General features: G+C 58.4%; 12 protein-coding genes. 1 reads left to right on the top strand and 11 read right to left on the bottom strand.

What is annotated here, in order from left to right:
- The first annotated feature begins 234 nt into the window (after nt 1–234).
- Nucleotides 235–2,661 carry a methyl-accepting chemotaxis protein gene (locus ACXAIC_RS16675; RefSeq protein ID WP_475182280.1) on the top strand — a complete coding sequence of 809 codons (2,427 nt, stop codon included), beginning with the start codon at nt 235–237 and terminating at the stop codon, nt 2,659–2,661.
- A gap of 141 nt (nt 2,662–2,802) precedes the next feature.
- Here the strand turns inward: ACXAIC_RS16675 and lpxB are convergent, their stop codons facing one another.
- The 11 genes from lpxB to frr all read right to left on the bottom strand — a co-directional run bounded on the left by lpxB (nt 2,803) and on the right by frr (nt 14,549).
- Nucleotides 2,803–3,987 (bottom strand): lipid-A-disaccharide synthase, encoded by a 1,185-nt coding sequence (lpxB, locus tag ACXAIC_RS16670; protein WP_475182275.1) that lies wholly within the window; start codon nt 3,985–3,987, stop codon nt 2,803–2,805.
- 8 nt (nt 3,988–3,995) lie between these two features.
- Nucleotides 3,996–4,880, bottom strand: coding sequence for an LpxI family protein (locus ACXAIC_RS16665; protein WP_475182272.1), 885 nt, complete (start codon nt 4,878–4,880; stop codon nt 3,996–3,998).
- A 3-nt stretch (nt 4,881–4,883) separates the two neighbouring features.
- Entirely contained in the window at nt 4,884–5,681 is a 798-nt protein-coding gene (lpxA, locus tag ACXAIC_RS16660) for an acyl-ACP--UDP-N-acetylglucosamine O-acyltransferase (RefSeq protein ID WP_475182270.1), read from the bottom strand.
- Between the two features lie 6 nt (nt 5,682–5,687).
- Nucleotides 5,688–6,152 carry a 3-hydroxyacyl-ACP dehydratase FabZ gene (gene fabZ, locus ACXAIC_RS16655; protein WP_475182267.1) on the bottom strand — a complete coding sequence of 155 codons (465 nt, stop codon included), beginning with the start codon at nt 6,150–6,152 and terminating at the stop codon, nt 5,688–5,690.
- A gap of 52 nt (nt 6,153–6,204) precedes the next feature.
- The gene (gene lpxD / locus ACXAIC_RS16650) at nt 6,205–7,242 is read right to left on the bottom strand and encodes a UDP-3-O-(3-hydroxymyristoyl)glucosamine N-acyltransferase (protein WP_475182263.1); all 1,038 of its coding nucleotides are present in this window, start codon (nt 7,240–7,242) and stop codon (nt 6,205–6,207) included.
- A gap of 78 nt (nt 7,243–7,320) precedes the next feature.
- Complete coding sequence (gene bamA, locus ACXAIC_RS16645; RefSeq protein ID WP_475182259.1) at nt 7,321–9,564, bottom strand: outer membrane protein assembly factor BamA; 2,244 nt, start codon at nt 9,562–9,564, stop codon at nt 7,321–7,323.
- A 302-nt stretch (nt 9,565–9,866) separates the two neighbouring features.
- The gene (rseP, locus tag ACXAIC_RS16640) at nt 9,867–11,009 is read right to left on the bottom strand and encodes an RIP metalloprotease RseP (protein ID WP_475182257.1); all 1,143 of its coding nucleotides are present in this window, start codon (nt 11,007–11,009) and stop codon (nt 9,867–9,869) included.
- Between the two features lie 108 nt (nt 11,010–11,117).
- Complete coding sequence (gene dxr / locus ACXAIC_RS16635) at nt 11,118–12,326, bottom strand: 1-deoxy-D-xylulose-5-phosphate reductoisomerase (protein WP_475182254.1); 1,209 nt, start codon at nt 12,324–12,326, stop codon at nt 11,118–11,120.
- Nucleotides 12,327–12,335: 9 nt separating this feature from the next.
- On the bottom strand, nt 12,336–13,181 hold the full coding sequence (locus ACXAIC_RS16630) for a phosphatidate cytidylyltransferase (protein ID WP_475182252.1): 846 nt from the start codon (nt 13,179–13,181) through the stop codon (nt 12,336–12,338).
- A 12-nt stretch (nt 13,182–13,193) separates the two neighbouring features.
- Nucleotides 13,194–13,955 (bottom strand): isoprenyl transferase, encoded by a 762-nt coding sequence (locus ACXAIC_RS16625; protein ID WP_475182249.1) that lies wholly within the window; start codon nt 13,953–13,955, stop codon nt 13,194–13,196.
- A 30-nt stretch (nt 13,956–13,985) separates the two neighbouring features.
- Nucleotides 13,986–14,549 (bottom strand): ribosome recycling factor, encoded by a 564-nt coding sequence (gene frr, locus ACXAIC_RS16620; protein WP_475182245.1) that lies wholly within the window; start codon nt 14,547–14,549, stop codon nt 13,986–13,988.
- Nucleotides 14,550–14,565: the final 16 nt, after the last annotated feature.

Below are 14,565 nucleotides of genomic sequence, written 5' to 3'. Positions count from 1 at the left end.
AAAGCAAGTCGAATACATCACGAATACGCAAAAAACCGCTCGAAGCGTAAAGTAAAAACTTGTTTCAATTTAAATAAAACAATATAATATCTAGATTCCATTCAACGGAAGTGACTATTTTCTGCACAAATTAACAGCAAAAACACAAAATATACGGAATAATAACAAGTTAAATCCTAGCCTCGTATCCGCATTTATGACGATTAGAAGTGATATAAACTTCACGAGGGCGATATGGCTTTTTGGAAATATGCAACGGACGTCAAATTCGGTATCAAGGTCGGAGGAGGATTTGCAACTATAGTGGCTCTGACCGGCATTGTCGGTGGTGTCGGTGCCTATGGTGTGATGACGTTGTCGGACCGGATGCAGGTCGCCAAACAATCGACCTCCGTGATCGCCCAGCTTCAAAGCCTTGCTGGCAAGCGGGAAGAGTTTCTCACGCTCCGGACCCCTGCCGCAGCCAAAGCAGCGCTGCAGGATCTCGACCGGCTTGACCTTGAGCTTGTGCAGCTTGAGGGTCAGCTGTCCTCCTCCGGATCGGACACGAGCAAGGTCAGAGACGCAGCAAAGGCTGTTGCGCATTTCCGTAACGCTTTTCAAAAAGTCGTTTCTCTTGCCCGGACCCAGACCGAAAAACGGGAGGAGCTGGAAAGCTCCTTGAAAGACCTGGAAAAGGTGGCCACCGCGATTCTGGCAAAAGCCAGTGACGCACGGCACAAGGTTAGTGACCGGGACGCGAAAGCCCGCAAGACAATTCTGTCCGCCAACAAGGCCGGAGAAGCCACATCAGACTACCTGGAAGAAGTGCTTCAATTACAGAACCAATTTGCCGATGCCAAGAACAACAAGGCGGAACTAGCCAAGATCGAGGCAGGCCTGAAGGCGTTGCTGCCGGATGCAGTCAGCATGACCGCCACCTCTGTGGATGGAATTGATAAGGCCGATTTTGAAAAACTGCGCACCGATACAGAGGCGGCCATCGGCACAGTGACCAAGCTTATGGCCTCCAAAGACTATATCGAGATCTTTGATCTGACCGATGCTGCCAAACTGCAACTCAGCGATCTGGTGAAAAGCCTCAAGAAAATCGGCACAAAGCTCTCAGTGGCGATCCAGACTGTCAACAAACAGGCAGATGACATCAACCGCCACTTCTATGTGGCTGATGACGTCGCAAACACGGTTATGCGCCTTGAAACCAATGCCAACGCGGTCAAGGCGTCCGCCTTCCACTTCATCATCTCACCGGACAGGCATGCGCAGCAAGTTGTCTCCAAAGGCCTGGCCGATCTGACCGGCCTGACAACACGGCTGGAAAAGAGCGCCAGCAGCTTTCCAGACATTGCCAAGAAAGTATCGGACATCCAGAGCTCTCTGTCAGTGTTCGGAACCGCATTCCGGGGCCTGGCGCAAAACAGATTCGAACTCATGTCAGAGATTTCAGACATGAAAGCCCTGGCCGCAACGGTCAGCACACGGATTTCCGGTATCTCCAAAGAACAAAATGAAACAGCCCAGACCAGCAGCAAAAACGCGCTCAGCATCATCATTGTAGCGCTTCTGGCGGCGGTCAGTGCCGGGGCCGGACTTGCCTTTGCTCTCAATTACGCGGTGAACCGCCCGCTCCGCCGGACGACACAGACCATGTCTCATCTGGCGCAAGGCAACACCGATATCGAGATCACTGGAACGGACCGCGGCGATGAGATCGGTGACATGAACCGCACCTTGCAGGTCTTCCTGGACAATGCCCGCGACCGGCTGCGCCTTCAGGCTGAAACCGAACAGGATCAGCATATGCGCTCAGAACGGGCCCAGAAGACCGAACAGCTTGTCACGGAGTTCCGCAGGACCGTCTCGAGGGTTCTGGGCACGGTCGGTGAGACCGCCACCACTCTTGACAGCACGGCCCGGGACCTGAGCACGATTGCGACGGAGAATTCCAGCCTGGCCGACACAACATTCGGCATTACCGATGAAGCCACCCAGAACGTGCAGACGGTCGCAAGCGCGGCGGAAGAACTGGCAACTTCCATTGGAGAGATCGCCCGTCAGGTCAGTCTGACAACCCAGGTTGTCGGCCGGGCGACCAAAGGCACTCATGTGACCAATGACAAGGTCAAGAGCCTGTCCAGCGCCGCCACCAAGATCGGTGAAGTGGTCACTCTCATCCAGGCAATTGCCGAACAGACCAACCTGCTGGCCTTGAACGCCACCATCGAAGCGGCCCGGGCGGGCGAATCCGGCAAAGGATTTGCGGTCGTGGCTGCAGAGGTCAAGGAACTTGCCACCCAGACCTCCAAAGCGACCGAGGACATTAGCTCGCAGATTTCCGAAATCCAGCAGGCCACCAATGATGCCGTCTCCGCCATTCAGGACATCACGGACACGATGGAAGAGGTGAACAAATATACTGCCAACATCGCCTCGGCGGTGGAACAGCAAGGCACGGCCACAAAAGAGATTTCCGTAAATGTGCAACGGGCAGCGGAGCGGACCGGGTCTGTGAAGGCCAATATGTCCAACCTCTCCGAGGCTGTCTCCCAGACCAGCCAGTCGGCCAATCTGGTCCTGACCTCCTCAACGGAACTGTCTCAAAAGACCGAAGACCTCAATCAGGAGGTTGCCCGTTTCCTCACCAATGTGGCCCAGGCCTGAGACAGCTGTACCAGCCTCAACTGAATGAGCGTGGCATCAGGGCAGCAAAAGAGAAATCCGATAAAATGCGGATTTGCTCCAAGATTCCCGGCTCCCTATCAAACCGGATGGTGGTTCTGAAAACAGGGAGACCGGGAGCATTCAGGCCGGTGTGGCGGTTTTGCCCGAAAGGGCGTTGAGGACAACCTCCGCTGCCGCCTCGCTCTGGCTATGACCGCCGGGAAGCCGCATCAGACCCTCCAGTTCGGCAAGGTCTACCAGCTGCTCCTCCCGAGCTTCGCCCGGTGACAAGAGCGCTTTCAAATGCCTGGCCAGAACGTCTGGGCGGACTTCCTCATCCAGAAACTCGGGAATCGCCTTTTTGCCGAGGATGATATTCGGCAGAACAAAGGACTCCACGCTGGAAAATCTGAACAGGCGATTGAGTTCTTTCAGGCGTCGGAAGAACCAGTCCACCTTGTAAGCGACCACCATGGGAACCCCGGACAGGGCGAGTTCCAGAGAGACGGTTCCAGACGCTGCCAAGGCGGCGTGAGCCCGTCGGAACGCCAGTTGCTTGGCGTCCAGCCCGGTCACGATCTCAGGCACATATGGCCAGACAGAGACCTCCTTGCGGATCCGCTCTTCCAGGTGACTGACGGCTGGCAGCAGCACGGTCAATTCGGGCACATCAGTCTTCAGGCGGGCCACCGTTTCGCCGAAAACAGAAAGCAGCCGGTCAACCTCGCTGCTGCGGCTTCCTGGCAGAACGACCAGCACCGGCGCGCCATCTCCAAGGGATGTGCGTTCGTCGCCAAAAGGCCGCAGATCCTCCAGCTTCTCACTCAGGGGATGGCCAACATAGTGGGTCCGCGGTCCGCCCAGGCTCCGGTGCACCTCCGGTTCAAAGGGCAGAAGAGCCAGCAAGTCATCAACATAGGCACTCATTTTCCGCGCGCGCCCGGACCGCCAAGCCCAGACCGACGGAGAAACATAGCCGACAATCGGGATATGCGGAGCCCGTTTGCGCACCCGGCGGGCAACATTGTGGGTGAAGTCCGGGCTGTCGATGATCACCAAAACATCCGGATCCGCAGCAACAACGGCATCGACCGTCTGGTAGACACGCCGGACAATCAGCGGCAGCCGCTTCAGCACCGCGCTGATGCCCATGACGGACACATCAGACATGTCAAAGAAACTGGTCAATCCAAGCCCGGTCATCCTTTCGCCGCCAACGCCGCAATAGCGCACCCCAGCGCCGAGCCTGCCATTCAAAGCTTTCATGAGTTCGGAGCCGAGCTGGTCGCCGGACTCCTCCCCGGCAACCAGGCAAATCGAAGGCATCTGTCCGGTCATTGGTCCGGACCGAGCGCAAGCGTGTCCTGATCAATGCCGATCAGATAAAGCCCTGCAGCATTCGCCTTTTGAAGCGTTTCTTCCTTTTCGGCGATCAGCGCTCCTTGTGCTTCAACGGCAATCCCGGCCAGGCCAGCAGCAACCGCAAGCTCGATCGTGCGCGGACCGACTGTTGGCAGATCGACCCGCAGATCCTGATTGGGTTTGGCCGTTTTGACGAGCACCCCGGCCTTGCCTTTGGAGCGGACCCGGCCGCTGCGTTTCAGCTCCGCGCAACGCTCCAGCATCGCATCTGTGCCTTCGGCCCCTTCCAGCGCGATCACGCGCCCGCCCACAGCGACAGCGGCCTGCCCAATATCAAGTTCCCCAAGCTTCTCCGTGGCTGTCAGAGCCAGTTCCAGATCGCGCCAGTCGGTCTTTTTCGGCTGCACCTTGCCAAGGACACCGCTTGCCGCCAGCAAGTGGGGTGCAACATCCCTGATCCCCACAACCTTGTACCCCTCGACTTCGAACAAACGGATGACCTTGGTCAGCAGGCTGTCATCCCCGCCTGCCAGTGCCCGCAAAATGGTCGGCAGCCGCTTCAAGGTGCCAAAGTCACCGAAAATCGACGTAAAGTCCGGACGCGCCGACACGCCGCCGATCAACAGAACCTGGTCGCAATCAGATGCGCTCAAGAACCTGTAGAGACGCCCGATCTCGCCCCAACCAAGCTCCGCACTGGCCCTTTTGCGGGTCAGCTCATCCGCTTCGCCCTTGATGGCAACAATGCGAAAGTCCCGTCCCGTCTCCAAAAGCGCATCGGCGATTTGTCCGGGCAAGCTGCCATTGCCAGCGATCAACGCCAGGCGCCCCCCGGCTCCGCCTTCCGGCTTCCTCATGGCTTAGTCTTCGCTGCGCGGCGTGCAGAAACGGCGGTCGTCCTTGGCCAAAATGAAATCGGTCACTGTCTTGACCAGCGGCTGATCGGCGCTGTCACCGGCAACAGCTTCCGCCCGGCTGCGCAAGGTACCCTCTTCGCTGTCAAACAAGGCCCGGTAGGCCGCTCGCAGGGCATGAATTTGATCCCGGGGCACACCTTTTCGCTTCAGCCCGACGAGATTAAGCCCGGCGAGACGCGCTCTGTCTCCGATCACCGACCCATAGGGAATAACGTCGAATTCCACACCGGTCATGCCGCCGACAATAGCGCCGGTGCCAATCCGGGACCATTGGCGCACCGCGCTGAGGCCGCCCAGAATGACAAAATCGTCCAGCTCCACATGGCCGGCAAGCGTCGCATTGTTGGCCAGAATGGCATGATTACCCACCTGGCAGTCATGCCCCACATGCGAGCCCATCATGAACAGGCAGTTGTCCCCGACGCGGGTCAGGCCGCCCCCGCCTTCAGTGCCCGGATTCATGGTGACATGTTCGCGGATCTGGTTGTCCGCACCGATTTCAAGACGCGTTTCCTCTCCGCCGAATTTCAGGTCCTGCGGCTTGTGGCCAATGCTGGCAAATGGAAAGATATGGGTCCGCGCCCCCACCCGCGTGTGACCAGCCACCGCAACATGAGCCTCGAGCGTGACCCCTTCCGCCAGTTCCACATTGGAGCCAACGATGGAATAAGGGCCAATCCGCACCCCGTCTCCGATGACAGCCCCGTCTTCCACAATCGCCGTTGCATGGATGTCAGTCATGTGTCCTCACGCATCTATCAGCATGGCGCTGACTTCCGCTTCCGCAACCTTGGTTCCGTCCACCATGGCAACTGCATCGAATTTCCAGATGTTTGAACGCTGCTTGATCTTCTTCACATGGAAATGAACCTGATCGCCCGGCTCGACAGGTTTGCGGAACTTGGCCTTGTCGATGGTCATGAAATAGACAAGCTGCGGCGGCGCGTCATCCCCGCGCGCGTGAACACACAGCGCTCCGGCGGTCTGGGCCATAGCTTCAATCAGCAAAACGCCGGGAAACACCGGCCGTTCTGGAAAATGGCCGGTGAAATGCGGCTCGTTGATGGTGACGTTCTTGATGCCAATACAGCTGTCATCGCCGTCCATTTCGATGATCTTGTCGATCAAAAGAAAAGGATAGCGGTGCGGCAGAAGCTTCATGATTTTCATGATATCTGCGCTGGCAAGAGTCTTTTTTTCTGCGTCTTCCATGTAGTGCCCCTTGGCGGATTAACTCCGTTGTGTTTTTGGCGATGGCTTCCCTTTACGAGCCGCTGCCGCGTTCTGCAAGTTTTCTTAACGCAGCCACTTCCCGGAACCATTGTTTCACGGGCTTTGCCGGTGTGCCCCCATACCGCCCCCCAGGTGCCAGATCGTCATTGACCACGCTGACTGCTGCAACCTGCGCGCCCATGCCAATGGTGACATGTCCCCGCACGCCGCTCTGTCCGCCGATGGCAACAAAATCTTCCAGCGTACAACTGCCTGAAAGCCCAACCTGAGAGACCAGAACACAGTGGCGCCCAACCACCACGTTATGGCCAATCTGCACCTGGTTGTCGATTTTGGTGCCCTCACCGATCACCGTATCCCGGTTCGCCCCCCGGTCAATGGTTGTGTTGGCGCCGATTTCCACGTCATCCTGAATCACGACACGGCCAATTTGCGGAACTTTCAAATGCCCTTGAGGTCCCATGGCATAGCCGAACCCGTCCTGTCCGCAGCACACACCCGGATGCAGGAAAACCCGATTGCCCAAAACACTATGCTGCACGGTGCAATTTGCACCAATCACACAATCCCGGCCGATCCGGACACCGCGCCCGATGACCGCATTGGCCCGGATCACCGTGCCGGCCCCGATCTCGGCCTCCGCGCCGATCACCGCACCCGGCTCAACCCTCACGCCGTCTTCCAGACGCGCTGCCGGGTCGACATGGGCCCGCTCTGAGATGTCAGCGCCCGCCACATCCCGGGGCACCATCGCCTCCGGATAAAGCTTTGCAAGGATCTTTGCCCAGGACCGGTAGGCATCTGCACAGACCAGCACCGCAACCCCTTCGGGCACCTTGTCCTTGTGGCGAGTATTGACCAGACAGGCCGCCGCCTCGGTGGTTTCCAGCTGTTTGAGATAGGCCGTGTTGTCAAAAAAGACCAGCGCGCCTGGTCCGGCATCTTCCAAAGGCGCCACCTTTGACAATTCAAGCGACGCCTCCCCCCGGTAGATTTCCGCTTCAGCCCACTCTGCGAGCGTCTGAAGGGAGACAGGGGCAGGACGTTGGAAGAACGTGGGCTCGGACATATCGAATCCTGATTACAAGACAACAAAAAGGCCGCCGAAAGGATCCGGCGGCCGTTTTCTAACCTATCAGACCGCGCTTTAGAAGCGGGTCCCCCCGCTCAAGCGGAAGATCTGCGTCTTGTCTGAGTCTTCCTTGACGACCGGGTACGCGAAGTCGGCGCGCAGCGGGCCAAAGGGCGAGTTCCACCGGATCCCGGCGCCAACAGAGGCTCTGATCGACAGATCATCGGAGTCGATCTTACCACCATTGCTTTCAACCAGATTGACCAAATCGCTGTCCGCATCCCACAGGGACCCGGCATCGGCAAAGACGGCGCCGCTCAGGCCGAATTCCTTCGGAATGACCGGGAACGGGAACGTGCCTTCTGCAGTGGCGGCGAAGTAGAAGCGGCCACCGATAGCATCCTCGGTCGAAGCGTCCCGCGGACCAATCCCCTGGTTTTCGAAACCGCGGACCAGATTGCCGCCCAGCATGAACTGCTCGGATACCCGCAGGCGTTCGTCGCCAAGGGCCATGATGTTTCCGCCGCGCACCCGCAGGCTTCCGACAACACCATAGTCAGCCAGAAGCTCCTTGTAGGCACGGGCCTGAACTTCGGTTTTGACATAGTAGCTGTCGCCACCGAGACCCGCGAATTGCTGACCGAAAGAGGCAAAGATGCCATCGGTCGGATCCACGTTGCGGTCCAGCGTGTTGTAGCGCAGGTCATAGCCAACCAAAGAGGTCAGATAGGTACCAAGGGAGTCACACACCGCGAGGGACAGATCCGAGGTGTTACAGTTATTGATGTCCGTGGACTCGCTGTCCGGATCGGAGTTCTTCTCCTGGAAGATGTTATAGAACAGCCGGAGCGTGATCTCTTCTTCCCGGAGCGGCAGAGTGAAGCCGAAGCCGCCACCCGTCTTTTCCTGATCGAAGGACCGGTAGTCGTTGGCATCGTCCACCTTCCGGTACAGATCGACATCAAAGGCAACCCGGCGGCCCATGAAGAACGGCTCGACAAAGCGGAACTCGTAGGACTGGGTATCCGTTCCACCGCCGACAGAGAGCTTCACGAACTGGCCGCGGCCAAGGAAGTTCTTCTCTGTGACCGAGACATCGCCGATCACCCCATCCACGGTCGAGTAGCCGACACCGAAGGAGATTTCGCCGGTCGGCTTTTCTTCGACCCGCACATTAACAATCACGCGGTCCTGCGAGCTGCCCTGCTGGGTCGTGATCGAAACTTTCTCGAAGAAACCAAGATTGTTCAACCGACGCTCGGCCTTGTCGATCAGCGCCCGGTTGAACGCATCGCCTTCAACGATATCGAATTCACGGCGGATGACATATTCCCGGGTTCGGTCGTTGCCGATCACATTGATCCGCTCGATATACGCACGCGGGCCTTCTTCGACATAGTAGATCAGGGAAATCGTATTGTCGTCATAGTTGCGCGCGCCGCGCGGGCGGACCCGGGCAAAGGCGTAGCCTTCTTCGGAGACACGCAGTGTCATGTCTTCAACGGTCTGCTCAATCCGCAGGGAATTGAAGGTCTGGCCGCTGCGCGTGCGGAGGAGTTTGCGCAGGTCCTCCGGATCAACTTCGGGAATGGTTGAGACCACTTCCACATCGCCAATTTCGTATTTTTCACCTTCATCAACCGTGAAGGTGACATAAAAGATATTCTGCTCGCGGTCCAGATCAGCGCTCACGGAGACGATCCGGAAATCCGCATAGCCCTTCTTGTTGTAGTATTGGCGCAGCAGTTCCTCGTCCGCGGACAGACGGTCCGGGTCATAGGTATCCGTGCTGCGCAGGAAGCTGAGCAGGCCGCTTTCACGGGTCCGGATCACGTCCCGCAGGCGGCCGTCACTGAAGGCCTTATTGCCGATGAAGCTGATGCGCTCCACACCAGTCTTGGCGCCTTCATTGATTTCAAAAACGAGATCAACCCGGTTCTGGCCACGGTCAATGATCTGAGGCTCAACGGATGCGCCGAAGCGGCCGGAGCGGCGATAGGCTTCCAGAATATTCTGAACGTCAGCCTGCACCTTTGCACGGGACAAAGTCGAACGCGGCTGGGACCGGACAGCAGTTCCAAGCGCGTCATCCTTGATCTTCTTGTTGCCTTCAAAAGACACGCGATTGATGATCGGATTTTCCGATACTGTCACGACGATCGTGCTGCCGCGCGGGGTGATGTCAACAGTGGAAAACAGGCCTGTTGCATAGAGCGCTTTAAGCGATTCATCGACATCGAAGGCGGAGTAAGACCGCCCCGGAACGATGGTCATGTAGCTGATGACGGTTTCATCCTCGATGCGGGTATTTCCCTGCACCTGAATGGACCTGGCTACTGCAGCCTCAGCGGACCTTGCAAAGGACCATTCCCCATGAGACGCAGGCAAAACCGACCCGATCGAAAGCACGGCCACCGCCAACAACACGGCCCGTGTAAGTTTCTGCAATCGCTGCATATTCGCGCTATGCCTTTTTTTTAAATACGCAATCTGAGAACCCACTATCACCCCGGCAGATTCTCAGAACCGACGAACGTTGTATAGGTTTTTGCTGATAACGCAACTGCCCTTGGCGGCCGAAATCGATTTAGCCTGAGGACGTTGCGTCAATGTCACGGCCATCAGGAATCACTCGACACATGTCGCAGGATATCCTTCCAGGTAACAAAGACCATCAGCATAAGTACCAAGCCCAATCCGATGCGGAATCCGACATCCTGAACGCGCTCGCTAAGCGGTTTGCCGCGCAGGGCCTCCGCCGCGAAATACACCAGATGCCCGCCATCCAGAACCGGAACTGGAGCGAGATTGATAAGGCCGATACTGACAGACAGCACGGCCGCGAGTGAAATCAGGGGAATCAGGCCCTGCTCGGCCACCTTGCCGGAAATTTCCGCGACCCGGATCGGACCGCCAAGCTGGTCCGCCGATTGCCGGAGGGTAATCACCCCCCAGATATAGCTGACCGTGCCTTCCATGATCCGGTAGGTTTCCCGAGTGCCCTCTGCAACAGCCTCAAGCGGCCCGTATTTGATGCGTACGATATTGTCGGGATCAGCCCGCCCGCGCAGGCCGATATCCCCTGCCATCTGCCGCTCGCCGAGGAAAACTTCTTTTTCCTTGGCATCCGGGGTCACGGTCAGCGTGACCAGCTTGCCATCCCGCTCGACCTCAAACACAAGCGGGACATTGGCGCTCATCAGAACCACCTGGCGCAGGTCACCAAACGTGTGGATGGCACGGCCGTCGATTTCCTTCACAACATCCCCGGCCACAATCCCGCCCCGTTCGGCAGCTCCGCCCGGGAACACCTCGTCCACAACCGGAACAAGCCCCTGCTTGCCAGCCGAGACGAAAAGCGTCGCGAAAATCACGATGGCGAGAAGGAAGTTGGCGATTGGGCCCGCAGCCACAATTGCCGCACGCTGCCAGACAGGTTTGGCAATGAAAGCTGTTTTGCGCTCTTCCGGGCTCATCTTTTCGATCAGCTCGCGGTTCGGCACGCTGGCCGCATTTTCATCCCCGGCAAACTTCACATAGCCACCCAAGGGAATCATGCAGAGCTTCCAGCGGGTGCCCTTCCTGTCGTTCCAGCCGAAGATCTCCTTGCCGAATCCGACGGCAAACGCATCCACTTTCACGCTGCACCAGCGTGCAACGGCAAAATGACCAAGCTCATGGAAAAAAACGACGATTGTCAGAACAAACAGGAACGGGACAATTGTTCCGACAACGAGGGAATAAGCAAAACCAAGAAATTCCATGAACGGATCCGACCTGACACATTTTTGAGCACTATCTCAGCACTCTATTAACAGGAGAATTACGGCGCGTTAATGATGGGTGCATTTTTTACAGCGGCATCCCTGTCATCAAGACTGCGACTGGATCCATTCTACTGTCTTTTGGCGGGCTTCAACATCCAGAGCGAGCACGTCGTCAACACTTTTTGACGGACCGAGCACTCCTGAGGCGGATAATTGTTCCAAAACCGTTTCAATTGCCCTTGGAATATCGAGAAAGCCGATTTTCTGCGCCAAAAACGCATCGATAGCGACCTCGTCGGCCGCATTCAGCGCGGCCGGAGCTCCACCGCCCGCTTGCAAGGCCTCAAGCGCCAGCCGGAGTGCGGGAAAGCGCACCGGGTCCGGGGCCTCAAAGGTCAGGGAACCGAGCTCCGCAAGGTTGAGCCGCGTCACCGGAACCTCCATGCGCCTTGGAAAGGCGAGGCAATGGGCGATCGGTGTGCGCATGTCCGGGCTGCCAAGCTGAGCCAGAAGCGAACCGTCCTTATATTGAACCAGCCCATGCACCGCAGATTGCGGATGCACCAGCACCTCCAGCTGATCATGGGCCACGGGAAACAGATGCGCCGCCTCGATCACCTCAAGGCCCTTATTCATCATTGTGGCGCTGTCGATGGTGATGCGGGCCCCCATCTCCCAATTGGGGTGTTTCAGGGCCTGGCGCGGCGTTACCCCGGCCATCTGTTCCAGCGAGAAGGTGCGGAACGGTCCGCCCGACGCAGTAAGGATGACCTTTTCGACAAGATCGGCCTTGTCCGTTTCAAGGACCTGGAAAATCGCATTATGCTCACTGTCCACAGGCAGCAGCTCAGCGCCGGTTTCCCGGATCCGGGACATGAACAGATCACCGGCACAGACCAGGCATTCCTTGTTTGCAAGCGCAAGACGCCGCCCTTTGCGGATGGCCCGGAAGGTCGGCTCCAGTCCCGCAGACCCGACAATGGCGCCCACCACCAGATCCGTCTCCCGGTCGACCGCCTCCAGAACCGCAGCGGAGCCGGAAGACACCATAATCCCAGAGCCGGAGAGATGTCCGGCAAGCTCACCATGGTTCTCGGCACATGCGAGCACGGCCGAATCGGCTTTGAGCCGCAGGGCGGTCTTGGCAAGAGAAGCCGCATTCTGATTGGCAACCACCGCCACCACATCGAAGCGGCCAGGATTGCGCTCGATCAGATCCGCAAGGCTTTGGCCGATGGAACCGGTTGCCCCAAGCACCGTGATTTTCACCGGGGCGTCGCTGCCCGCTCCCCTCGCCTCAGCCGGCATACCCATGTCTCCAAATCACCTCAGCCCCAGGCCCGCAATCGGGTCCGCCAGGGACCCTCCGGCGGCCAGCCCCAGGAAAACGGCAAAGATCGCAGCGGCCACCAGCCCGTCGATCCTGTCCATGATGCCGCCATGCCCGGGAATCAAGCGGCTGGAATCCTTGACATCAAAGCGGCGCTTGATAGCCGATTCCAGCAAGTCCCCCGCCTGGGAGACGACGGACAGGACAACCGCGAGCCCTGCCCAGGCGAGAAGCGCCGTTCCGCCAAGCAGCATCACCAGCCCCGTGCCGAACAACACCGCGCACAGAAGGCCGCCCAGGGCCCCGGACCAGGTTTTCTTGGGTGATACGCTCTGCCACAGCTTCGGCCCGCCCAGGGCCCGTCCGGTAAAATAGGCAAAGATATCCGTTGCCCACACCACGAACAGCAGAAAGAAAGTGAAGATCAGGCCATTGCTGCCATTGCGCGCCGCCAGAAGGCCAAACAGGGCAAAGCCGCTATAGAGCAAGCCTTCAGCGCCCCAGCGCCCAACCCTGCCAAACCGCCCGAGAGCCAGGGTCAGCAATGCGCCCAGCAGCAGCACGGCCAGTCCTGCCCCCGGCCTGCCGAGACTGCCGAGAAGCGCAAGCACAACCAGGCTGATCAGGCTGATCAGAGTGCCGGCAAGCGCCTCCCGGCACCCGGTAATGGTGCGCCATTCCCATAAGAAAAGCGTCGCGGCCACCAGGATCAGCAACGCATAGGCAGTGCCGCCCCAATACGTGACCGCAAGCACCAGCGGTCCGAGAATTGCCGCCGAGATCAGGCGCAGCTTCAAGTCCGCCGTCTTCTTTTCGATTGGTCCGGTATCCGCCATCATAAGGGCGCCACGTCAGAGCGCCTTGGCATCAAGGCCGCCATATCGCCGCTGGCGATTGCTGTAGCACTGGAGCGCCTGTTCAAGCGCCGTTTCATCAAAATCCGGCCAGTTCAGGTCGCAAAAATAGAATTCCGAATAGGCTGCCTGCCACAAAAGAAAGTTGGACAGGCGCAATTCGCCGCTGGTGCGAACAATCAGATCCGGATCCGGCAGACCAGCCGTGTCAAGCGAACGGGTGATCATCTCTTCGGTGATCTCTTCCACCCGCATTTCCGCGTCCTGCACCCGCTGCGCGAGATGCTGAACGGCCCGCACGATTTCCGAGCGCGAGCCATAGTTGAAGGCCACCACCAGATCCAGGCCCGTATTGTCCCGGGTCAGCTCTTCAGCTTCTTCCAGCAGTTTTAGGATGCCCGGCTCCAGATCGGCGCGGCCTCCAATGATCCTGATCCGGACATTGGCCTCATGAAGCTCGCTCAGGTCCCGTTGCACGAACCGCCGTAAAAGCCCCATGAGAAAGGAAACTTCCGTTGCCGGCCGGCTCCAGTTCTCCGAGGAAAAACTATAGATCGTAACGATCTTGACCCCGAGCTTGCCGGCATGGCGGATGGTCCGCCGCAACGCCTCCAGCCCCTGCCGGTGCCCTTCGGTACGCGGCAGCCCCCGGGCGGTCGCCCACCGGCCATTGCCGTCCATGATGAAAGCAACGTGGTGCGGCGGCTTGGAGAAGGTTTCATCCCCGGCAGGTGAGTGCGGATTCGGGCTGACGCTCATCGGCTTCCCCACGTCTCGGATCCGAGGCCCCTAGACCTGCGAAATTTCCTGTTCTTTCTTCTCCAGCATGCTGTCCACTTCATTGATCATCTGATCGGTCAGTTTCTGGACCTCATCGGAGGCGACACGGCTGTCATCCTGGGAAATTTCACCGTCTTTTTCTGCCTTTTTGGCGTCATCCATGCCATCACGGCGCACATGGCGGATAGCCACCTTGGCCTGTTCGGCGTATTTGTGGGCCACCTTTATCAGTTCCTGGCGGCGTTCCTGGTTGAGTTCGGGGATCGGCAAGCGCAGAAGCTGTCCATCCACAACCGGGTTGAGCCCAAGGCTTGATTCGCGGATCGCCTTTTCGACGGCCGCCACCATGCCCTTGTCCCACACCTGCACCGCCACCATACGCGGCTCCGGCACGGACACAGTGGCAACCTGGTTGATCGGCATGGCCTGGCCATAGGCATCCACGGAGATCGGATCAAGCATGGAAGCAGAGGCGCGGCCGGTACGAAGTCCGGCGAAATCGGTTTTCAGCACCGACAGGGCTCCCTGCATCCGGCGCTTCAAATCATCCAAATCGACACCTTCAACCGACATCTTAACCTCACTTTTG

It is taken from the genome of Roseibium sp. AWQ4_254 (assembly GCF_056161025.1).
The sequence above is the reverse complement of the archived record's forward strand: the minus strand, read 5'-3'. Positions and strand labels throughout refer to the sequence as shown.